Here is a 24,245-nt window from a genome sequence, read left to right as displayed (position 1 = left end):
GTGACGCAAACACGCGTCCGGCAGACGTTCGCCTTGTTGTGGGCGAGCGAGACCGCCTTCGACCTCGGCTCCGCGCTGATGACGTTCGCGCTCGGAGTCTGGTTGTTCCAGCAGACGGGATCTGCGCAGCAGTTCTCGATGGCGATCGTGGCGACCGCGTTTCCAAGCCTGCTCATGACCCCGGTGGCGGGCGCGCTGGCCGATCGGTTCGACCGGCGCTGGGTCATCGTGGGGTGCGACGTCTGCTCGGCGGTGTTGGTCGCCGTGCTCGCTGTCCTGGTGTTTCAGAATCGGATGCAGCCGGGCCACCTCTATGCGTTCAACGTCGCCAGTGCGGTCGTTGGCTCGATCCGCATCCCGGCGTACCGGGCGGCGATGGGATCGATCGTGCCGCGGGAGCGGCTCACCCAGGCTGGTGCTCTGATCGGGCTCACGCAGAGCGTGTTCCAGGTCGCGGTGCCCCTGGTCGCGGGTTACCTCATGGCCGCGCTCGGACTGACCGGCATCGTCACCGTGCACATTCTCCTCGTGGCTGCTGGAGCGATCGCCGCGTTCGGCGGGCTCTCGCGGAGCCGGCAGGCCGTCCGCGGGGTCGAGCGCGCGGGGCGGTCGTCGCTCTTCCGCGAGACCGCTCTCAGCGTGCGCTCCGCGTTGGCCTATCTCCGCGAGGTGCCGATGATGGCCGGGCTCTCGATCTATGGCGCGATCCAGGAGGCCCTCGTCGTGCTCGCCGCGAGCATGATGATCCCGCTCGTCCTGTCGACGCATGCCAGCGAAGCGGTCGGCTTGATCCTGAGCAGCGGTGCGCTGGGAGCGGTGGCGGGGTCGGGACTGCTGGTGGTCGCGCCGGTGCGTCGTCGCCAGATGCGCTGGATGCTCGTGGCTCAGCTGTTGGTATCGCTGACGCTGGTGCTGGTCGGGCTCGCGAGCTCGACGGTCCTGTGGGCCCTGTGCGCGTTCGGCGCGTACTTCGGCGGTGCGACGTCGACCGCATGCGCCCTCGCGCTGCTCCTGCGCAAGACGCCGGTCGAAAGCCGAGGAAGTCTGTTCGCGCTGAATGCTGCGCTCAACGGGGTCATGTTGTGCGTGGCGATGCTGGTGGGTGGCTATTTCGCTCACCATGTCTTCGAGCCGGCGCTTCTGCCCGGAGGCGCCTGGGCGAGCACGGTGGGCGCCTGGGTCGGCACAGGCAAGGGCCGCGGTCTGGCCTTCGTCTTCATCGTGTGCGGCGCCGCTGGCGGCCTCCTGTCGCTCATCGCGCTGCTCTCGCCGCGATTCCGGGACTTCGACGAAGGGACGCCCGATCCAGCGGATGAACCGACGACAGCCACGTCGCCGGCCGCGGCGCACCCCGATCCGTGGGCCCGAGGCCACGCGCCAGGTGTGGATGAACTTCTCGCTTGCGAACCGACGTCACCCGAGCGCCCAGGAGTCGCCGTTGACCACTCGACATGACCTCACGTCCGTCCAGCAGGCGATCTGGCTGGATCAGATGCTGGCGCCAGGGGTGCCGTCCTACAACATCGGGATGGTCTTTCGGATCGATGGCGACCTCGACGAGGCGCGGTTCGAGGCGGCGTTCGGTCACGTCGTCCAGAGCCACGACGCGCTTCGGCTGGTGATCGGGGAGGAGGCCGGTGTCCCTTTCCAGCGCGTCGTGCCGCGTGTCGGTGGCATCGTGCCGGTGCTCGACCTGACCGGCCACGACGACGCCGAGGCGCGCGCCTGGGCCCACATCCAGCGGGCAGCAAGCACGCCGTTCGAGCTTTACGGCCGCCCGCTGTGGGAGGCGCAGCTCGTGCGGATCAGGCCGGACTGCCGGTACTTTCGGCTCCACTTCCACCACCTCGTGTCCGACGGCACCCACTTCGCCATCGTGGTGCGCGCCATCGCGGAGGCTTACGAGCGGTGCTCGCGCGGCGCACCGGTGGGCGCGCCGGCGCCGTCCTACCTCGAGTTTGCCGAGAAAGACCGGCTGTATCTGGCGTCGCCCCGCTACGAGGCCGATCGACAGTTCTGGACAGAGCGATTCGCCACCTTGCCACCGCCGCTCCTCTCGCCGCGCGCGATCGAGGCCATGGCCAGCGGTCGCGACGCCTGGGTCAGCGACCGTGTCATGCGGCGGATCGAGGGCGACGAGCTCGCCCGCCTGCGCGCGTATCTCGCGGCGTCTGGGAGCACGTTGCAGCACTTCCTGCTCGCCGTCGTGGCCGCCTACTTCGCGCGCACGCATGGCGTAGAGGAGGTGGTGATCGGGGTGTCGGTGCACAACCGCGGCACGGCGCGCGACCGGTGCACGGCGGGCATGTTTTCCTCGATGATCCCGCTCGGGATCCAGGTCGATCGCGGCAAAAGCATCGCCGAGCTGATGCAGGACATCGCCGCCGAGCTGCGGCGTTGCTATCGCCATCAACGATTCCCGATCCAGGATCTCAACAGGTCGCTGCGCCTCGACCAGCTCGGCCGGCGGCAGCTGTTCGACGTGACGCTGAGCCTGGACATCTATCCGGAAGCAGCGCCGATCGGCGCGGCGCGCTGGGCGGTGGTCGACAAGATGTACAGCGGCTTCGCTCAGGTCCCCCTGGCCGTGTGCATCAACGAGTATCCGGGGACCGACCGCGCAATCATCGAGCTCGACTACAGCCGCGCGGCCTTCGAGCGCGGCGAGATCGAGCGCATTCAGCGCCGCCTTTCGTGCGTGATGAATGCTGTGCTCGAAGGCGGCGCTGGCCGGCCGATCGGCGCGCTGCCGCTGATCGACGAGGACGAGCGGCGCCAGGTGGTGGTGGGCTGGAACGAGACCGGCACGGCGTACCCGACGGGGCTGCGCGTGCACGAGCTGTTCGAGGCGCAGGTGGCGCGGACCCCGGCCACGGTGGCGGTGGACGACGGCGCGCGGCGGCTGTCCTACGCGGAGCTCAATGCGCGCGCCAACCAGCTTGCGCACGCGCTGCGGCGGCAGGGCGTGGGCCCAGACGTGCCGGTGGGGCTGTGCCTGGAGCGCAGCGTGGAGATGGTGATCGGGCTTCTGGCGGTGCTGAAGGCGGGCGGCTGCTACGTGCCGCTCGATCCAGACCAGCCGAAGGTGCGGCTGCGCGAGATGATCGCGGACAGCGCGCCGTGCGTGGTGCTGGTGGACGAGGTGGGTGACCGGACGCTGGTCGAGGTCGAAGGCATCGGCGCACGGCGCGTGGCGCTCTCGATGCAGGCCTGGGGCTTCTCGCATGAGCCGTGCGACGAGACGCCGGCGGAGGGACACGAGCGCGACCTGGCGTACGTGATCTACACGTCGGGCTCGACGGGGACGCCCAAGGGGGTGATGAACGAGCACCGCGGCGTGGTGAACCGGCTGCTGTGGATGCAGCAGGCGTACGGGCTGGGCGAGCGGGACGTGGTGCTGCAGAAGACGCCGTTCGGGTTCGACGTGTCGGTGTGGGAGCTGTTCTGGCCGCTGATGGCGGGAGCGCAGCTGGTGATGGCGCGGCCGCACGGGCACAAGGACCCGGAGTACCTGGCGACGCTGATCGAGCGCGCGAGGGTGACGACGCTGCACTTCGTGCCGTCGATGCTGCAGGCGTTCCTGGCCGAGGACGTGGCGGAGCGGTGCACGAGCCTGGTGCGGGTGTTCTGCAGCGGCGAGGCGTTGCCAGCGCCGCTGGTGCGGCGCTTCCACGACCGGCTGCCCGGGATAGAGCTCCACAACCTGTACGGGCCGACCGAGGCGGCGGTGGATGTCACTGCGTGGCAGTGCAGGCCGGGCGAGACGAGCGATTCGATCCCCATCGGCCGGCCGATTGCGAACACACAGCTTTACATTCTCGACGAGCGGCGGCAGCCGGTGCCGGTGGGCGCGACGGGCGAGCTCTACATCGGCGGCGTGCAGGTGGCGCGGGGCTACCTGAACCAGCCGGCGCTGACCTCAGCGCGTTTCGTCGACGATCCGTTCACGGCGGGTGGTCGGCTGTATCGCACGGGAGATCTGGGGCGCTGGCGGTCAGACGGGGCGATCGAGTACCTGGGGCGCAACGACCTGCAGGTGAAGATCCGCGGCGTACGGGTCGAGCTGGGCGAGATCGAGGTGCGGCTCGCCGAGGTGAAGGGGCTGCGCGAGGTGGCGGTGACGGCGCGCGAGGACGAGCCGGGCGACCTTCGGCTGGTGGCGTACTACACGGCAGATGGCGAGCAGGCGCCGGACGCCGAGGCGCTGCGAGCGCACGCGGCGCAGCGGCTGCCAGCGGCGGCCGTACCGGCGGCGTACGTGCGGCTCGCGGCGATGCCGGTGACGACGAATGGCAAGCTCGATCGCAAGGCATTGCCCGCGCCGGATGCTGCGGCGTTCGCACACCGGGTGTACGCGCCTCCCCAGGGCGCGACCGAGCAGACGCTCGCCGGGATCTGGGCCGAGCTGCTCGGGATCGAGCGGGTCGGCCGCCACGACAACTTCTTCGCGCTGGGCGGCCACTCGCTGATCGCCATCCGGCTGATCGAGCGCATGCGCAGCGCGCACATGCACGCCGACGTGCGGGTCGTGTTCAGCGCTCCGACCCTGGCGGCGCTCGCGAGCCAGGTCGGCGCGGACAGCGACGAGGTGGCGGTGCCGCCGAATCTCATCCCGCCGGACGCCGACCGCATCACGCCCGAGATGTTGCCGCTGGTGAGCCTCAGCCAGGCATCCATCGACGCGATCGTCGCGGCGGTCGATGGCGGCGCGGCCGGCGTGCAGGACATCTATGCGCTGGCGCCGCTCCAGGAGGGGATCCTGTTCCATCATCTGGTGCGGAGCCCCGACGACGCGGATCCGTACGTCATGTCCGGCGTGTTCGGCTTCGCCAGCCGCGCGCGGCTCGACCGCTTCCTCCAGGCGCTGCAGCAGGTGATCGACCGCCACGACATCCTGCGCACCGCCATTGCCTGGCAGGGCGTGGTGGAGCAGCCGGTCCAGGTGGTACACCGGCGTGCGACGCTCGAGGTCGAGGTCGTCGCGCTCGATCCGGACGCCGGCGATATCGTCGCGCAGCTCGAGGCAGGTCACGACGCGCGGATCGACGTGACCCGGCCGCCGCTGTTTCGCGGTCGCGTCGCTGCCGACCCGACGCGCGGGCGCTGGCTTCTGCACCTCCTGTTTCATCACCTGGTGCTGGACCACACGACGCTGGAGACCGTGCTCGCCGAGGCGCGCGCGATCGAGGACGGCCAGCGCGATTTGCCGGCGCCGGCGCCGTTCCGCGACTTCGTGGCGCAGGCGAGGTCGCGGGTCTCTGCCAGCGAGCACGAGGCGTTCTTCCGCGAGATGCTCGGCGACGTCGACGCGCCGACCGCGCCGTTCGGGCTGCTCGACGTGCACGGCGACGGCAGCGGCATCGCCGAGGCGAGCCGGATCTTGCCGGCCGAGCTCGCGCGCGCGGTCCGTGATCGCGCGCGGGCGCTGGGCGTGAGCACGGCGAGCCTCTTTCACCTGGCGTGGGCGCTCGTGCTGGCGCGGACGACGGACCGGCGCGACGTCGTGTTCGGCACCGTGCTCGTCGGTCGCACGCAGGGCGGCGCGCGAGCGGACCGGGCGCTCGGCGTGTTCATCAATACGCTGCCGATCCGCATCGACGTGGACGCACGCGGTGTCGCGGACACGGCGCGAGGCACGCACGCGCGCATCGTCGAGCTACTCCGCCACGAGCACGCGCCCCTCGCGCTGGCGCAGCGAGCCAGCGCGATCCCGAGCCAGGCGCCGCTGTTCACCTCGCTCCTCAACTACCGGTTCAGCGCGGACGACAGCGATGCGCCATCGCTTTCGCACGTGCTGGGATCGGAGATCGAGCTCCTCGCCAGCCGCGAGCGCACGAACTACCCGCTCGGTCTCACCATCGACGATCTCGGGCAGGCGCTCGTCCTCACGGCCAAGGCGCCGCGGGAGGTGGGGCCAGAGCGGATCTGCGACTTCGTACAGACCGCGCTCCACGTGCTGGTCGACGCGCTCGCAACGGAGCCCGCGCGGCCCGTGTGCGAGCTCGACGTGCTGCCGGCGTCCGAGCGCGAGCGCGTGCTCGCGTCCTGGAGCGACACCGCGATCGAGGTCCCACGAGGCGCGTCCGTCCACGGCCTGTTCGAGGCGCAGGTCGCGCGGACGCCACGGGCGATCGCCGTCGTGCACGGGGATATCGAGGTGACGTTCGCCGAGCTCGATGCGCGGGCGAACTGCGTGGCGCAGGCCCTGCGCGCCCACGGCGTCGGGCCAGATCGCCGGGTTGCGATCGTGCTCGAGCGCGGGGTTGACATGATCGTCGCCGTGCTCGGCATCCTCAAGGCCGGAGGCGCCTACGTGCCGCTCGACCCGTCGTGGCCGCCGGAGCGCCTCGCGCAGGTGTTGGTCGACGCCGGACCGGTCTGCGTGATCTCGCAGGCGGCGCTCCGCGCGAGCTTACCTTCCGCACCGCCGGTGATCCTGCTGGCCGCGGGCGGAGCGAACATCGCGCTTGCCCGGGGAATGGCCGACGCGCGGCTTGAGGAGACGGTAAGCGATGCGCCCGGCGCGTCGAGCGATCCGGCTCGCCAGCTGGCCTACGTCATCTACACGTCGGGATCGACCGGGCGACCGAAGGGGGTCATGGTCGAGCACGGTAGTGTGGTCAACCTCTGGGCGGCGCTGGAGCGCGCCATCCACGCGCATCACCCGCGCTGCCGGCGGGTCAGCCTCAACGCGCCGCTCGCGTTCGACTCGTCCGTCAAGCAGTGGGTCCAGCTGCTGTCTGGACGCACGCTCGTCGTCGTGCCGGCCGATGTGCGGGCCGACGGCGCGGCGTTGCGCGACTTCGTCGCCGCGCACGAGATAGACGTCCTGGACTGCACGCCGTCTCAGCTGGCGCTGACGCTGGACGAGCACGGGGCGCCTCGCTGCGCCGTCACGCTGGTCGGCGGCGAGGCGATCAGCCCGGCGCAGTGGCATGCGCTGGTCGAGCAAGGCCAGACGACCTTCTACAACGTCTACGGCCCGACCGAGTGCACCGTCGACGCCACGGTGGCGCGCATCTCGGGCAGTTCGCCGCACATCGGCCGACCGATCACGAATGTGCGGGTGTACGTCGTGGACGCGTCGTTTCGGCCATCGCCGGTTGGTGTGGTCGGTGAGATCGTGATTGGCGGGGCGGGGGTGGGGCGGGGCTACCTGGGGGAGCCTGGTTTGACGGCGGAGCGGTTCGTGGACGATCCGTTCGTGTCCGGAGGACGAGTGTACCGGACAGGGGACCTCGGTCGCTGGCGTGCGGACGGGACGATCGAGTACGTGGGCCGCAACGACTTTCAGGTGAAGCTTCGAGGCTACCGTATCGAGCTTGGGGAGATCGAGGCGCGGCTCGGGGAGGTGAGGGGAGTCGAAGAGGTGGTGGTGGTGGCGCGTCGCGAGGGCGGGGACGCGGGCGATGCGCGGTTGGTGGCGTACTACACGGGCGAGGGGAATCTAGGGGACGCGCTGCGCGCCCACGCGTCGCGGAGCCTTCCGTCGTACATGGTGCCGACGGCGTACGTGGCGCTCGAGGCGCTGCCGCTGACGGCGCACGGCAAGCTCGACCGGGGTGCGCTGCCTGCGCCCGAGGCGTCGGAGGCGAAGCCAGGCGAAGCGCCGCGGAATCAGATTGAAGAGATCCTCGCCGGGCTGTGGAGCGAGCTTTTGGGGCGCGAGCGGGTGAGCCGGAGCGACCACTTCTTCGAGCTTGGTGGGCACTCGTTGCTGGCGATGCAGCTTGTGTCGCGGGTGCGTCGGTTGCTGGGGGTGGAGCTTGCGTTGTCCGAGCTGTTCTCGCACCCCGAGCTGCACCGGCTGGCGGCGCGCGTGAGGGTGGCGGAGCGCACGGAGCTGCCGGAGATCGCGGCGGGTGAGCGGCGCGGACCGGAGCCGGTGTCGCTGACGCAGCAGCGGCTATGGTTTTTGACGCGGCTGGAGGGCGCGAGCGCGGCGTATCACATCCGGGGTGCGTTTTTGCTGCGCGGCGCGCTGGACCGGGGCGCGCTGGTGGGCGCGCTGAGGCGAATCGTGGAGCGTCACGAGTCGCTGCGCACGCGCTTCGGGGTGCAGGACGGCGTGCCGGTGCAGGAGGTGCAGGCGACGGCCGCGCTTCAGCTGCGCGAGGAGGATGTGCGAGGCTCGGCCGATGCGGCGGCTGCGGCGCGCGCGCTGGGCGATGCGCATGCGGCCAGGGCGTTCGAGCTGAGCGAGGACCTGCCGCTGCGGGTGCTTGTCGTGCGCACGGGCGAAGACGAGCACGTGCTCGAGGTGGTGATGCACCACATCGCGTCGGACGGCTGGTCGGTGGGCGTCTTTTTGCGCGAGCTGAGCGCGCTGTACGCCGCGTATGCGTCGGGTCGAGCCGATCCGCTGCCGGCACCGACGGTGCAGTACGCGGATTGGGCAGCGTGGCAGCGGAGCACGCTGGCGAGCGGGCAGCTTGCGCGGCAGAGCGAGTTCTGGCGGAGCAACCTTTGCGGTGCGCCGAGCCTGTTGAGCTTGCCGTGGGACCGACCGCGCCCTGCGCAGCAGGATCCTGCAGGCGCGAGCATCGACGTCGAGGTGGGCGCGGAGCTGACGCGCGGGCTGCGTGCGCTGAGCCGTCGTCACGGGGTGACGATGTACATGACGCTGCTCGCGAGCTGGGGGGCGGTGCTCTCTCGGCTGAGCGGGCAAGAAGAGGTGGTGATCGGGAGTCCCGTGGCTGGGCGTGGGCGGGCGGAGATCGAGTCGTTGATCGGGTTCTTCGTGAACACGCTGGCGCTGCGCATCGACCTGCAGGGAGAGCCGACGGTAAGCGAGGTGCTGGCGCGTACGCGTGCGCAGGTGCTTGCGGCGCAGGAGCACCAGGACCTGCCGTTCGATCAGGTGGTGGAGGTGGTCGCGCCGCCGCGCAGCCTGTCGCACACGCCGCTGTACCAGGTGATGCTCGACTGGCACGGCACGCGGGATGCGCCGGTGACGCTGCCTGGCTTGCAGGTGACGACGCTCCCGACGGAGCTGGACACGGCGCAGTGCGACCTGACGCTGGCGCTGCAGGAGCGTGAGGAGGGGCTGGTCGGGAGCCTGAACTACGCGACGGCGCTGTTCGAGCGCGAGACGGTGGAGCGCTACCGTGGCTACTGGCTGCGTGTGCTGGAGGGCATGGTGGCCGACGATCGGCAGCCGATCGGTGCGATTCCTGTGCTGTCGCCGGCGGAGTGGCAGCGCGTGGTGGTCGAGTGGAACGACACGGGGCGTGCGTTGCCGCTCGAGCGGTGCGTGCACGAGCTGTTCGAGGCGCAGGTGGCGCGGGCCCCTGAGGCGATCGCGGTCGACGACGGGACGGAGCGCCTGAGCTACGGCGAGCTGAACCGGCGAGCCAACCGGCTGGCGCGACACCTGCGCGAGGTGGGCGTCACGGCGGACGCGCGGGTGGGCGTGTGCGCCGAGCGCGGCACGCCGGTGCTTGTCGCGCTGCTAGCCACGCTGAAGGCGGGCGGAGCGTACGTGCCGCTCGATCCTGCCTACCCAGGCGAGAGGTTGGCCCACATCATCGAGGACAGCGCGCCCGTCGCGGTGCTGACGGCGGGGGGCGCAGGGCGCGACGTGGCGCGCCGTCACGTGGCCGGGACGGTCCCGATGTTCGATGTCGAGCTGGACGCGGGCCAGTGGGCCTCGCGCCGTGATGACGACCTCGACGCGCGGGCGCTGGGTGTTGGCGCGGAGCACCTGGCCTACGTGATCTACACGTCGGGCTCGAGCGGTCAGCCGAAGGGCGTGATGATCGAGCACCGCAACCTCGTGAACTACACGCTTGCGGCGATCGAGTGGTTCGGGCTCGGACCCGCGGACACGGTGCTGCAGCAGAACTCGCTGAACTTCGACCTTTCGCTGGAGGAGATCATGCCAGCGCTGCTGGCGGGAGCGCGGCTGTTGCCGAGGTCGCGCCCGTTCGGGGCCGGGGACGAAGGCGAGCGCGCGAGCGTGGTGCACCTGACCGCGGCGCACTGGCACAGCCTGGTCGGCGAGTGGAGCCGTCCGGAGGCGGGCGCGCCGCCGCTGGACGGAGTGCGCATGATGAACGTGACGGGAGATGCGCTGTCGCCGCACGCGCTGGCGCGCTGGGAGGCGCTGGGGGCGGAGACGCGGCTGATCAACACGTACGGGCCGACGGAGGTCACGGTATCGTGCAGCGCGGCCTATGTTCGCCACGAGGCCGGCGCGGCGCGCGTGAGCATCGGTAAGCCGTTCGCGAACACGCGGATGTACGTCCTGGACCGCCGCGGCGAGCCGGTGCCGGTGGGCGTGGTGGGGGAGCTGTTCATCGCGGGCGCGCAGGTGGGGCGGGGCTATCTGCACCAGCCGCAGCGCAGCGCCGAACGGTTCGTGGAGGACCGCTTCCATCCCGGCCAGCGCATGTACCGCAGCGGCGACCTGGCGCGCTGGCGGCCCGACGGGGAGCTCGAGTTCATCGGGCGCGATGACGGGCAGGTGAAGGTGCGCGGCTTCCGCGTGGAGCTCGGTGAGGTCGAGAGCGCGCTCGCGCAGCTGCCTGGGCTCGACGAGGTGGCGGTGCTCGTGCGCGAGGACGTTCCCGGCGACAAGCGCCTGGTTGCGTACTACACCGGCGCGGCCGCGCTCGACGACGACGCGCTGCGACGTCACGCCGCCGAGAAGCTGCCGGCGTACATGCTGCCGGCGGCCTACGTGCGGCTCGCTGCGCTGCCCCTCACGCCCAACGGCAAGCTCGATCGCAAGGCGCTGCCCGCGCCGGAGGCTGCAGCATTCGGGCATCAGGCGTACGAGGCTCCCCAGGGCGCGATCGAGCAGACGCTCGCCGAGATCTGGGCCGAGCTGCTCGGCGTCGAGCAAGTCGGACGCAACGACAACTTCTTCGCGCTGGGCGGCCACTCGCTGATCGCCATCCGGCTGATCGAGCGCATGCGCCGCGCGCGCATGCACGCCGACGTCACCGCGATCTTTCTGACGGCCTCGCTGAGCGAGCTTGCGGCGCAGGTGCGCGCCAGCGCTGACGAGCCGAACGTTCCCGCGCGCCTGATTGCGTGCCACCCGGGCGGCGTCCGCGATCCGGACGCGGCGTTCGGGCTCGACGTCGAGGAGATCCGACTGTGAACACACGCGCCCTGCTGCAGCTCCTGGAAGAGAAGCAGATCCAGATCCACGCCGATGGCGGTGAGCTGGTCATTCGCGCACCGCGCGGCGCGCTCGACCCGGCGCTGGTCGAGTCGCTAAGGAGCGGGAAGGCCGCCCTGCTCGCCGAGCTCACGCAGCGGAACGAGCGGACCGCGCCCGTCGCCCGGATCACGCCGGACATGATCCCTCTCGTCAAGCTGCCCCAGGACGCGATCGACGCGATCGTCGCGAAGATCGAGGGCGGAGCGGCCAACGTCCAGGACATCTATCCCTTGGGTCCGCTGCAGGAGGGGCTGTTCTTCCACTACCTGCTCCAGGACGGCGGCGACCCGTACCTGTTGTCCACCGTGCTCCGCTTCGACACCCGAGGGCGGCTCGACGGCTTCGTCGCCGCGCTGCAGGAGGTGATCGATCGTCACGACATCTTGCGCACCGGCTTTGTCTGGGAAGGGCTCGACCAGCCGGTCCAAGTCGTGTGGCGGCGAGCGACGCTCTCGGTCCAAGAGGTGGAGCTGGATGCGCAGGGGGACGACGCGGCCGAACGCCTCGAAGCGCTGCACCACCCATCTCGCTATCGCCTGGACGTGGGCCGCGCGCCGCTCCTCACCTGCTACGTGACCCCCGACCACACGCCGGCCGAGATCGCCGACGAGGCGGCAGGCACGTCGCGTGACTCCGCGGGCGGGCCCTGGCTGCTGCACCTGCTCGCCCACCACCTGATCAGCGATCACACGACGCTGGACCTGCTCGTCGAGGAGGCGCGCATGATCGTCCGCGGCGAGCGAGACCGCTTGCCGCGGGCGGTGCCGTTTCGCAACTTCGTGGCCCAGGCCTGCACGAGCGTGGGCCAGGACGACCACGACGCGTTTTTCCGCAGCCTGCTCGGCGACATCGAGGAGCCGACCGCGCCGTTCGGTGTCGTCGAGGTCCAGGGCGATGGCCGCGGCCACGACGAGGTCCGACAGATGCTCGACCCCGCGCTGTCGACCGGGCTCCGCCGCGTCGCGCGCGCCATGCGGGTCAGCGCGGCGAGCCTCGTCCACCTGGCGTGGGCCCTGGTCCTGGCCCGGACGACCGGGCGGCGCAATGTCGTGTTCGGCACGCTGTTGTTCGGTCGGATGCAGAGCGGCGCGGACGCGGATCGCGCGCTGGGGATGTTCCTCAACACACTGCCGATACGCATCGACGTCGGCGATGACGGCGTCCGGCGCGCGCTCGAGCGCACGCACGCGACGCTGGTCCAGCTGCTCCGCCACGAGCACGCATCGCTGGCGCTCGCCCAGCGCGCGAGCGGCGTCCCCGCGAAGACCCCTCTGTTCACCTCGCTGTTGAACTATCGCCACAGCGATCGGGCCGCGGTGGATCGCAGCGGTCAGGCGCGATACCTCGGCGATGGCATCGCGCTGCTCCGCGCCCGCGAGCGCACCAACTACCCCCTGAGCCTCGATGTCGACGACCTGGGCGACGGTTTCCACCTGACCGCGCAGGCCGATGCCTCGATCGGCGCAGCACGGCTGTGCGACTACATGGTCCGCGCGCTGACCGGCCTGGTCCAGGCGCTCGAGCGCACTCCGGACCGGCCCGTTCGCGAGCTCGAGGTCCTGCCCGGACCCGAGCGTGTGCAGCTCATCGAGACCTGGAGCGCGGGTGGCGAGGCCGCGGCCGACGTGGATGCGTGCATCCACGAGCGCTTCGAGCAGCAGGCGGCGCTGCGCCCCGACGCGATTGCGCTCGCGTGGGGCGATCGCCGGCTCCGCTACGGCGAGCTCAACGCGCAGGCCAACCGGCTCGCGCATCACCTCCGCGCCATGGGCGTGAGACCCGACGACCGCGTCGCCGTGTACGGTCCGCGCAGCACCGAGATCATCGTGGCCGTGCTGGCCGTGCTCAAGGCGGGCGGCGCCTACGTCCCGCTGGATCCGAGCTATCCGCTGGAGCGCCTGGGCCAGATGGTCGAGGACTGCGACCCGCGGGTCATGCTCCACGTCGGGCCTTTCCCGGACGCGATCGCGCGCCACCTGCCTCGTGTCGACCTGCAGGCCGACGCCGCATGGCAGCACGAGAGCGAGCGCAATCCCGATCGCCAGACCATCGGTCTGGGTCCGCAGCACCTCGCCTATGTGCTCTACACCTCGGGCTCCACGGGGCGCCCCAAGGGCGTGATGATCGAGCACCGCGGTGTGGTGAACCAGAACGCCGCGCTGGCCGAGCGGATCGGCCTCGGTCCGGGCGATCGCATGCTGCAGTTCGCCTCGCTGTCGTTCGACACGTCCGTCGAGGAGCTGTTCGCGACCTGGATGCGCGGCGCCACGCTCGTGGTGCGCACCGACGAGTGGCTGGCCGGTCCGCGTACATTCTGGGCGCTGTGCGAGGCGCACGGCGTGACGATCGTGGATCTGCCGACCCAGTTCTGGGCGCAGCTCGCGCTCGATCCCGAGCGAGCGTCGATCCCGGTCTCGGTGCGGCAGGTCATCATCGGCGGCGAAGCCGTGACCGAACGCGCGCTCGCGGCGTGGTTTGCGCGCGACGGGCACCGGCCGCGGCTGCTCAACACCTACGGGCCGACCGAGACGACGATCAGCGCGACGATGCACGACGTCGAGGGCGGCGCGGGCCAGTGGCGGATCATCGGTCGCCCGAGCGCCGGCGTCCGGGTCTACCTCGTGGATCGCGAGTTGCGGCCGGTACCCGCTGGCGTGGCGGGCGAGATCGTGATCGGGGGCGTGCAGGTCGGACGCGGCTACCTGAACCAGCCCGCGCTGACGGCAGAGCGGTTCTTCGACGCGCCCAGCGCCCTGGGCGCGTCGGGCGCGCGGCTGTACCGCACCGGCGACGTCGGTTGCTGGCGACCGGACGGCACCATCGAGTACCTCGGGCGCGACGACCACCAGGTGAAGATCCGCGGCTTCCGCATCGAGCTCGGCGAGATCGAGGCAGCGCTCGCGAAGGTCACGGGCGTCACGGACGTCGTGGTGGTGGCCCGCGCAACCGAGCTCGACGGGCACGGCGACCAGAAGCTGGTGGCGTACTTCGTCGGCGACGCGGCCCCGGACGCCGAGACGCTGAGGCAGCACGTCGCGCAACACCTGCCCGCTTACATGGTCCCCTCCGCGTACGTTCGCCTCGCCGCGCTGCCGCTGTCTCCGACAGGCAAGCTCGATCGCCGAGCGCTGCCCGCGCCGGATGCCGACGCGCACGTCCGGCGGTCGTACGACGCTCCCCGCAGCGGGACCGAGCAACTGATCGCCACGATCTGGGAGGACCTGCTGCAAATCGAGCAGGTCGGGCGCCACGACGACTTCTTCGCGCTCGGCGGGCATTCGCTCCTGGCGGTGCGGCTGCTCGCGCGGCTACGCCGGACGCTCGACGTCGAGATCTCGCTCGCCGATCTGTTCGCGCACACGGAGCTGTGGCGGCTGGCTGAGCACCTGGCAGGCGCGCGTGCCTCGTCGCTGCCGCCGATCCGGCCGGCAAAGCGCACGGGGCCGTTGCCGCTGTCGCTCGCGCAGCAGCGCCTGTGGTTCCTCACTCGGGTGGAAGGCGCGAGCGCGGCGTACCACCTCACCGCGCTGGGGCGGCTGACCGGCCCGCTCGATCGCCCGGTCCTGATCCGCGCGCTGCGTCGCGTCGTGGAGCGACACGAGGCGCTGCGCACCCGTTTCCAGCTCGTCGACGACCAACCGGTGCAGATCGTCGAGCCCGGCGCCGAGCTACCGGTCGCCGAGGACGATCTGCACGGCGCGTCGGATGCCGCGGCCCGGGCCCTCGAGCTCGTGAAAGCCCACGCCTGCGCGCCGTTCGACCTCGCGCGCGAGATCCCGGTGCGCGCGCTGGTCGTGCGCGTGTCCGAGGACGAGCACCTGCTGCAGGTCGTCATGCACCACATCGCTTCCGACGGCTGGTCGGTGGGTGTGCTGCTCGACGAGCTCGGTCGGCTGTACCGCCTCTACCTCGCGGGCGAATCCGACCCGCTGCCGCCGCTCGCCATCCAATATGCCGACTACGCCGCCTGGCAGCGCGCCTGGTTCGTCGAGGGCGAGGTCGAGCGCCAGCGTGCGTACTGGCGCCGCGCCCTCGGCGGTGCGCCGATCTTGCTCGAGCTGCCCACCACCTGGCCGCGGCCCTCAGAACAGGCTCACGCCGGGGACGAGGTCGGCGTGAGCCTCGATGCCGCGCTCGTGCAGCGGCTGCGGACGCTGTGCCGGCGGCACGGCGTGACGTCGTACATGGCGGTGCTGGCGAGCTGGGCGGCGACGCTCGGGCGCCTCGCTGCGCAGCACGAAGTGGTGATCGGAACCCCGGTGGCAGGGCGCGACCGCGCCGAGATCGAGCCGCTCGTCGGATTCTTCGTCAACACGCTGCCGATCCGCATCGACCTCCAGGGAGCGCCCACGGTGGCGGAGCTCCTCGCGCGCACCCGCGCGCAGGTGCTCTCGGCGCACGAGCACCAGGATCTGCCGTTCGATCAGATCGTCGAAGCGGTCGCGCCTCCGCGCAGCCTGGCCCACACGCCGCTATTTCAGGTGATGCTCGCCTGGCAGGGCGGGTCAGAGCGCGAGCTTTGCCTGCCCGGCGTCACGGTGACGCCGCTGCGGATCGGACAGGCGACCGCCCAGTTCGACCTGACGCTCTCGCTCGAGGACGGAGCGCACGGGATCACCGGAACGCTCAACTACGCCACCGCGCTGTTCGACCGCGCGACCGCGCAGCGCTTCGTCGCGTACTGGGAGACGCTGATCGAGGCGTTCGTCGCCGACGGCGGCGAGGCGGTTGTCGCCCGACTGCCGATCTTGCCGGAGGCCGAGCGCCTGGACGTGGTGGAGAGGTGGAACCAGACGCGAGCGTCGGCGAGCCGAGGGTGCGTGCACGAGCAGTTCGAGGCGCATGCGCGGCGCAACCCCGATGCGACCGCGCTGGTGCACGGAGCGGAGCGGGTGAGCTACGGTGCGCTGAACGCGGCGGCGAACCGTCTGGCGCATCACCTGCGCGGGATGGGGGTTGGGCCGGAGCAGCGGGTGGCGATCTGCCTCGAGCGCGGGGTGGCGCTGGTGACCGCGATCCTTGCGGTCCTCAAGGCGGGCGGCGCCTACGTGCCGCTCGATCCGGCATACGCCTCGGAGCGGCTGGTGGCGACGCTGACCGACAGCGACCCTTCGGTGGTGCTGGTGGACGCGACGGGGCGGGGGGCGCTGGGTGAGCCAGTGTCGCGGTCGGCGCGGTGGGTCGATGTCGAGCGAGACGCGACGCAGTGGGCGGAGGCGGACGAGCACGATCCTGGGGTGGAAGTTTTGCCGAACCACCTTGCGTACGTGATCTACACGTCGGGTTCGACGGGGCGGCCCAAGGGCGTGATGGTCGAGCACGCGCAGGTGTCGCGGTTGTTCGCATGCACCGAGGCGTGGTTCGGGTTCGACGAGCGGGACGTGTGGAGCCTGTTCCACTCGATCGGATTCGACTTCTCGGTGTGGGAGCTGTGGGGCGCGCTTTCGTACGGCGGGCGGCTGGTGGTGGTGCCGCTGACGACCGCGCGCTCGCCGGCCGAGTTTTATGAATTGCTGTGCGCCGAAGGGGTGACGGTCCTGAACCAGACGCCGAGCGCGTTCCAGCAGCTGATGGCGGCGCAGGCGCAGACGCCGATGGTGCACCAGCTGCGCTGGGTGATCTTCGGTGGGGAGGCGCTGGAGCTGCGGACGCTCAAGCCCTGGTACGAGCGCAACGACGAGCAAGCGACGAGGCTCGTGAACATGTACGGCATCACCGAGACGACGGTGCACGTGACCTACCGTGCGCTGGCGGCTCGGGACGCGGCACGGCCTGGTCCGAGCCCGATCGGGGTGAAGCTGCCCGACTTGCGGCTGTACGTGCTGGACGAGCAGAGGCAGCCGGTGGCGGTGGGGGTGACGGGCGAGCTGTACGTCGGAGGCGCGGGGGTGGCGCGCGGCTACCTCGGGCAGCCGGAGCTCACGGCGGAGCGCTTCGTGGATGACCCGTTCACGGGAACGGGGCGTCTGTACCGGACGGGCGATCTGGGTCGGTGGCTGCCCGACGGGAGCATCGAATACCTGGGACGCAACGACTTCCAGGTGAAGATTCGCGGCTTCCGGATCGAGCTCGGGGAGATCGAGGCGCGGCTAGCGGGTGCGCCAGGCGTCGCGGAGGTGGTGGTCGCCGCGCAGCCGGTGGGCGAGAGCGCGCCGGGAGAGCGGCGGCTGGTCGCGTACTACACGGGCGAGCACGCGCCGGATGCGCGCGCGCTGCGTGAGCACGCCGCACGAGGCCTACCCGAATACATGCTGCCAGCCGCCTACGTGCGGCTCCCAGCGCTGCCGCTCACCCCCAACGGCAAGCTCGACCGCAAGGCGCTGCCGGCGCCTCAGGGCGAGGCTTTCGCGCGTCGCTCCTACGAGCCTCCGCAGGGCCCCATCGAAGAACGCCTCGCGATGCTGTGGGCGAGGCTCCTCAAGCAGGAGCGCGTCGGGCGACACGACAACTTCTTCGCGCTCGGCGGTCACTCGCTGCTGGCGGTCAGCTTGCTCGAGCGCATGCGGCGCGAGGGACTGCACGGCGACGTGCGTGCGGTGTTCAAGGCGCAGACCTTGGCGGAGCTCGCGGCGCAGATTCGCAACGAAGATCCGGAGCTGCCTGTGCCTCCGAACCTGATTCCGGCGCAAGCCGATCGGATCACGCCGGAGATGCTCACGCTCGTCAGCCTCGACCAGGACGCGATCGACGCGATCGTCGCGTCGGTCGACGGCGGCGCGGCCAACGTGCAGGACATCTACCCGCTCGCGCCGATGCAGGAGGGAATGCTGTTCCACCACCGGCTCGATGCGCCGTCCGAGACCGATCCATACATGGAGTCGTACACCCTGGCCTTCAGGTCGCGGGGCCGGCTCGAACGCTTCCTGGCGGCGCTCCAGCACATCGTCGACCGCCACGACATCCTGCGCACCGGGTTCTGGTGGGACGGCCTCGAGCAGCCGGTCCAGGTGGTGCGCCGGCGCGCGGTCGTCCCCGTCTCGTGGCTCGATCCCGATGATCTGGGCGCCGTCGACGGCGACGTCGTGCGGGCGCTCGAGGAGCGGTTCGATCCGCGGCGGCTCCGCCTCGATATCCAGCGGCCGCCGCTGCTCGCCTGCCACGTGGTCGAGGACCGCGCGCAGCAGCGCTGGGTGCTGTGCGTCCTCATGCACCACCTCGTCATCGACAACACGACGCTGAAGCTGCTGGCCGCCGAGGAGCGGGCCATCGAGCTCGGCCGTCTCGACGAGCTGCCGCGGCCCGCACCGTACCGCGAGTTCGTGGCGCGCGCCCGGCAGGCGATCGGCCTCGGCAAGCACGCCGCGTTCTTCCGCGAGTTGCTCGGAGACATCGACGAGCCGACCGCGCCCTTTGGCCTCGTCGACGTCCGCGGCGACGGGCGTGGCATCGCGGAGGCGGAGAGCAGGCTGCCCGCCGAGCTGTCGCGCGCCATCCGGCGCTGCACCGCGCGGCTCGGGGTGAGCCCGGCGAGCTTCATGCACCAAGCCTTTGGCCTCGTGCTCGCCCGGGTGACCGGCCGGCGCGACGTGGTGTTCGGGACCGTGGTGTTCGGTCGCATGCATGCCGGCGCCCGAGCCGACCGGGTGATGGGGATGTTCATCAACACGCTGCCGATGCGGATCCGCGTCGACGAGCGCGGCGTCGAAGACAGCCTCCGACGCACCCACGACCTCGTGGTCGAGCTGCTGCGCTACGAGCACACGCCGCTCGGGCTCGCGCAGCGCGAGAGCCGCGTGCCGGCGCAGACTCCGCTCTTCTCCGCCCTGCTCAACTACCGGCAAGGCGCCCTCGTTGTGCAGGAAGAGCTCGACGACGCGAGCGCGCCTCCGGATCCCGGTCGCGACGACGAGATCGATTTTCTCGGTGGCAACGAGCGCACCAACTACCCGCTGGTCCTGTCGATCGACGACCTGGGGGACGACTTCTCGGTCACCGCACAGGTGAGCAGCGACATCGGGCCTGAGCGCGTGTGGGACTTCATGCACGAGGCCCTCGCGGGCCTGGTCCGCGCGCTGGACGAGGATCCACGGGCGCCCACGTGCGGCATCGACGTGCTGCCCGCGGCGGAGCGCGAGCGCGTGGTCGCGGAGTGGAACGACACGGCGCGGGCCTACCCGCTCGAGTCCTGCGTGCACGCGCTGTTCGAGGTGCAGGTCGCGCGCTCTCCGGCGGCGATCGCCGTGGCGCAGGGCGACGAGGCGGTCTCGTATGCAGCGCTCGACGCGCGGGCCGACCGGCTGGCCTGGCACCTGCGGCGACTGGGCGTGCATTCCGGGGCCCGAGTCGCGCTGTGCTTCGAACGCAGCCCCGCGCTGATCACGGCGATGCTGGCCACGGCCAAGGCCGGCGGCGCCTACGTGCCGCTCGATCCCGCGTATCCCGCCGAGCGGCTCGAAACCTTGCTGCGGAGCTCGGCTCCGGCCGCCGTGCTGACCGACGCCCATGCCCGGCTCGCGATTGGCGCGACCGCACAGCGCGCAGGCGTGCGGGTGCTCGATCTCGACCGCGATGTCGAGCTCGACGCAAGCGCGCGGCGGGGACACGACAGGGACGACACCGCTGCCGCGCCGCCGACGTCGAGCGACCTCGCCTATGTCATCTACACCTCGGGATCGACCGGCGAACCCAAGGGGGTGATGGTCGAGCACCGCAGCCTGACCAACCTGGTCGCCTGGCATATCGAGGCGTTCGGGCTTGCGCCGGGCCATCGCAGCTCGAGCACGGCAGGCGTTGGCTTCGACGCGATGACCTGGGAGATCTGGCCACCGCTGTGCAGTGGCGGCACCTTGCTGCTGCCGCCGCGGGACGTGGAGGGCGATCCGGAACGGCTACTCGATTGGTGGCGCGCCCAGGCTCTGGACGTGAGCTTCCTGGTCACGCCGCTCGCGGAGCTGGCCCACGCCGGCGGAGCGGGCAACCCGCGCCTGCAAACGTTGCTGATCGGCGGCGATCGGCTGCGCCGCTGGCCGCAGGGTCTGCCGTCCGGTCAATCCCTGATCAACAACTATGGGCCGACGGAGAGCTGCGTGGTCGCGACTTCCGGTCGGCTGCACGAAGGCGACTCCGTCCTGCACATCGGCCGACCGATCGCGAATGTGCGGGTGTACATCGTGGACGCGTCGTTTCGGCCATCGCCGGTTGGTGTGGTCGGTGAGATCGTGATTGGCGGGGCGGGGGTGGGGCGGGGCTACCTGGGGGAGCCTGGTTTGACGGCGGAGCGGTTCGTGGACGATCCGTTCGTGTCCGGAGGACGAGTGTACCGGACAGGGGACCTCGGTCGCTGGCGTGCGGACGGGACGATCGAGTACGTGGGCCGCAACGACTTTCAGGTGAAGCTTCGAGGCTACCGTATCGAGCTTGGGGAGATCGAGGCGCGGCTCGGGGAGGTGAGGGGAGTCGAAGAGGTGGTGGTGGTGGCGCGTCGCGAGGGCGGGGACGCGAGCGATGCGCGGTTGGTGGCGTATTACACGGGCGAGGGGAACCTAGGGGAAGCGCTGCGCGCCCACGCGTCGCGGACCCTTCCGTCGTACATGGTGCCGACGGCGTACGTGGCGCTCGAGGCGCTGCCGCTGACGGCGCACGGCAAGCTCGACCGCGGTGCGCTGCCTGCGCCCGAGGCGTCGGAGACAAAGCCAGGGGAAGCGCCGCGGAATCAGATTGAAGAGATCCTTGCCGGGCTGTGGAGCGAGCTTTTGGGGCGCGGGCAGGTGAGCCGGAGCGACCACTTCTTCGAGCTTGGTGGGCACTCGTTGCTGGCGATGCAGCTTGTATCGCGGGTGCGTCGGTTGCTGGGGGTCGAGCTTGCGTTGTCTGAGCTGTTCGCGCACCCCGAGCTGCACCGGCTGGCGGCGCGTGTGAGGGTGGCGGAGCGCACGGAGCTGCCGGAGATAGCGGTGGGTGAGCGGCGCGGACCGGAGCCGGTGTCGCTGACGCAGCAGCGGCTATGGTTTTTGACGCGGCTGGAGGGCGCGAGCGCGGCGTATCACATCCGGGGTGCGTTTTTGCTGCGCGGCGTGCTGGACCGGGGCGCGCTGGTGGGCGCGCTGAGGCGAATCGTGGAGCGTCACGAGTCGCTGCGCACGCGCTTCGGGGTGCAGGACGGCGTGCCGGTGCAGGAGGTGCAGGCGACGGCCGCGCTTCAGCTGCGCGAGGAGGATGTGCGAGGCTCGGCCGATGCGGCGGCTGCGGCGCGCGCGCTGGGCGATGCGCATGCGGCCAGGGCGTTCGAGCTGAGCGAGGACCTGCCGCTGCGCGTGCTGGTCGTGCGCACGGGCGAAGACGAGCACGTGCTCGAGGTGGTGATGCACCACATCGCGTCGGACGGCTGGTCGGTGGGCGTCTTTTTGCGCGAGCTGAGCGCGCTGTACGGAGCGTATGCGTCGGGTCGAGCCGAGCCGCTGCCGGCACCGACGGTGCAGTACGCGGACTGGGCAGCGTGGCAGCGGAGCACGCTGGCGAGCGGGCAGCTTGCGCGGCAGAGCGAGTTCTGGCGGAGCAACCTTCGCGGTGCGCCGAGCCTGTTGAGCTTGCCGTGGGACCGACCGCGCCCTGCGCAGCAGGACCCTGCGGGCGCGAGCATCGATGTCGAGGTGGGTGCGGAGCTGACGCGCGGGCTGCGTGCGCTGAGCCGTCGTCACGGGGTGACGATGTACATGACGCTGCTTGCGAGCTGGGGGGCGGTGCTCTCTCGGCTGAGCGGGCAGGAAGAGGTGGTGATCGGAAGTCCCGTGGCGGGGCGGGGGCGGGCGGAGATCGAGTCGTTGATCGGGTTCTTCGTGAACACGCTGGCGCTGCGCATCGACCTGCAGGGAGAGCCGACGGTGGGCGAGGTGCTGGCGCGCACGCGAGCGCAGGTGCTTGCGGCGCAGGAGCACCAGGACCTGCCGTTCGATCAGGTGGTGGAGGTGGTCGCGCCGCCGCGCAGCCTGTCGCACACGCCGCTGTACCAGGTGATGCTCGACTGGCACGGCACGCGGGATGCGCCGGTGACGCTGCCTGGCTTGCACGTGACGACGCTCCCGACGGAGCTGGACACGGCGCAGTGCGACCTGACGCTGGCGCTGCAGGAGCGTGAGGAGGGGCTGGTCGGGAGCCTGAACTACGCGACGGCGCTGTTCGAGCGCGAGACGGTGGAGCGCTACCGTGGCTACTGGCTGCGTGTGCTGGAGGGCATGGTGGCCGACGATCGGCAGCCGATCGGCGCGATCGCTGTGCTGTCGCCCGCGGAGTGGCAGCGCGTGATGGTCGAGTGGAACGACACGGGGCGTGCGCTGCCGCTCGAGCGGTGCGTGCACGAGCTGTTCGAGGCGCAGGTGGCGCGGGCCCCTGAGGCGGTGGCGGTCGACGACGGGACGGAGCGTGTGAGCTACGGCGAGCTGAACCGGCGAGCCAACCGGCTGGCGCGACACCTGCGCTATTTGGGTGTCACGGCGGACGCGCGGGTAGGGGTGTGCGCCGAGCGCGGCGCGCCGGTGCTTGTCGCGCTGCTCGCGACGCTGAAGGCGGGCGGAGCCTACGTGCCGCTCGATCCTGCCTACCCAGGCGAGAGGTTGGCCCACATCATCGAGGACAGCGCGCCCGTCGCGGTGCTGACGGCGGGGGGCGCAGGGCGCGACGTGGCGCGCCGTCACGTGGCCGGGACGGTCCCGATGTTCGATGTCGAGCTGGACGCGGGCCAGTGGGCCTCGCGCCGTGATGACGACCTCGACGCGCGGGCGGTTGGTGTTGGCGCGGAGCACCTGGCCTACGTGATCTACACGTCGGGCTCGAGCGGTCAGCCGAAGGGCGTGATGATCGAGCACCGCAATCTCGTGAACTACACGCTTGCGGCGATCGAGTGGTTCGGGCTCGGACCCGCGGACACGGTGCTGCAGCAGAACTCGCTGAACTTCGACCTTTCGCTGGAGGAGATCATGCCAGCGCTGCTGGCGGGAGCGCGGCTGTTGCCGAGGTCGCGCCCGTTCGGGGCCGGGGACGAAGGCGAGCGCGCGAGCGTGGTGCACCTGACCGCGGCGCACTGGCACAGCCTGGTCGGCGAGTGGAGCCGTCCGGAGGCGGGCGCGCCGCCGCTGGACGGAGTGCGCATGATGAACGTGACGGGAGATGCGCTGTCGCCGCACGCGCTGGCGCGCTGGGAGGCGCTGGGGGCGGAGACGCGGCTGATCAACACGTACGGGCCGACGGAGGTCACGGTATCGTGCAGCGCGGCCTATGTTCGCCACGAGGCCGGCGCGGCGCGCGTGAGCATCGGTAAGCCGTTCGCGAACACGCGGATGTACGTCCTGGACCGCCGCGGCGAGCCGGTGCCGGTGGGCGTGGTGGGGGAGCTGTTCATCGCGGGCGCGCAGGTGGGGCGGGGCTATCTGCACCAGCCGCAGCGCAGCGCCGAACGGTTCGTGGAGGACCGCTTCCATCCCGGCCAGCGCATGTACCGCAGCGGCGACCTGGCGCGCTGGCGGCCCGACGGGGAGCTCGAGTTCATCGGGCGCGATGACGGGCAGGTGAAGGTGCGCGGCTTCCGCGTGGAGCTCGGTGAGGTCGAGAGCGCGCTCGCGCAGCTGCCTGGGCTCGACGAGGTGGCGGTGCTCGTGCGCGAGGACGTTCCCGGCGACAAGCGCCTGGTTGCGTACTACACCGGCGCGGCCGCGCTCGACGACGACGCGCTGCGACGTCACGCCGCCGAGAAGCTGCCGGCGTACATGCTGCCGGCGGCCTACGTGCGGCTCGCTGCGCTGCCCCTCACGCCCAACGGCAAGCTCGATCGCAAGGCGCTGCCCGCGCTGGACGACTCGGCCGCGTCGAGCCAGCCGTTCGAAGCACCGTGCGGCGAGGTCGAGGAGCGGCTGGCCCGCATATGGTCCGAGCTCCTCGATCTGCCGCGCGTCGGGCGCCATGACGACTTCTTCGCGCTCGGCGGCCACTCGCTCCTAGCCGTCCGTCTCATCGAGCGGATGCGCCACGAGGACCTCCACGCCGATGTCGCCTCCATCTTTACCGCCGTCAGCCTTGCCGAGCTGGCGAGAGCCACCACGCGCCTGAAGGAGATTCTGCTGTGACGACTCTGAACCAGCTCTTG

Annotated in this window: 3 protein-coding genes; all 3 read left to right on the top strand. The window is 71.0% G+C overall.

Features of this window, described 5'->3' with window-relative positions; genetic code table 11:
* The 3 genes from NQZ70_RS25995 to NQZ70_RS25985 are packed head-to-tail and all read left to right on the top strand — an operon-like array spanning position 1 to position 24,225.
* Positions 1-1,455: an MFS transporter gene (locus NQZ70_RS25995; protein WP_165374168.1), complete on the top strand. Its 1,455-nt coding sequence runs from the start codon at positions 1-3 to the stop codon at positions 1,453-1,455.
* The gene (locus NQZ70_RS25990) at positions 1,439-11,107 is read left to right on the top strand and encodes a non-ribosomal peptide synthetase (protein ID WP_237245612.1); all 9,669 of its coding nucleotides are present in this window, start codon (positions 1,439-1,441) and stop codon (positions 11,105-11,107) included. Before NQZ70_RS25995 ends, NQZ70_RS25990 begins: the two co-directional genes overlap by 17 nt.
* Entirely contained in the window at positions 11,104-24,225 is a 13,122-nt protein-coding gene (locus NQZ70_RS25985; protein ID WP_129576600.1) for a non-ribosomal peptide synthetase, read from the top strand. Before NQZ70_RS25990 ends, NQZ70_RS25985 begins: the two co-directional genes overlap by 4 nt.
* Positions 24,226-24,245 lie beyond the last annotated feature (20 nt).

Origin of the sequence: Sorangium sp. So ce836 (assembly GCF_028553905.1) — a bacterium.
In the GTDB taxonomy this organism is placed as follows: Bacteria; Myxococcota_A; Polyangia; order Polyangiales; family Polyangiaceae; genus Sorangium; species Sorangium cellulosum_D.
The sequence above is the reverse complement of the archived record's forward strand: the minus strand, read 5'-3'. Positions and strand labels throughout refer to the sequence as shown.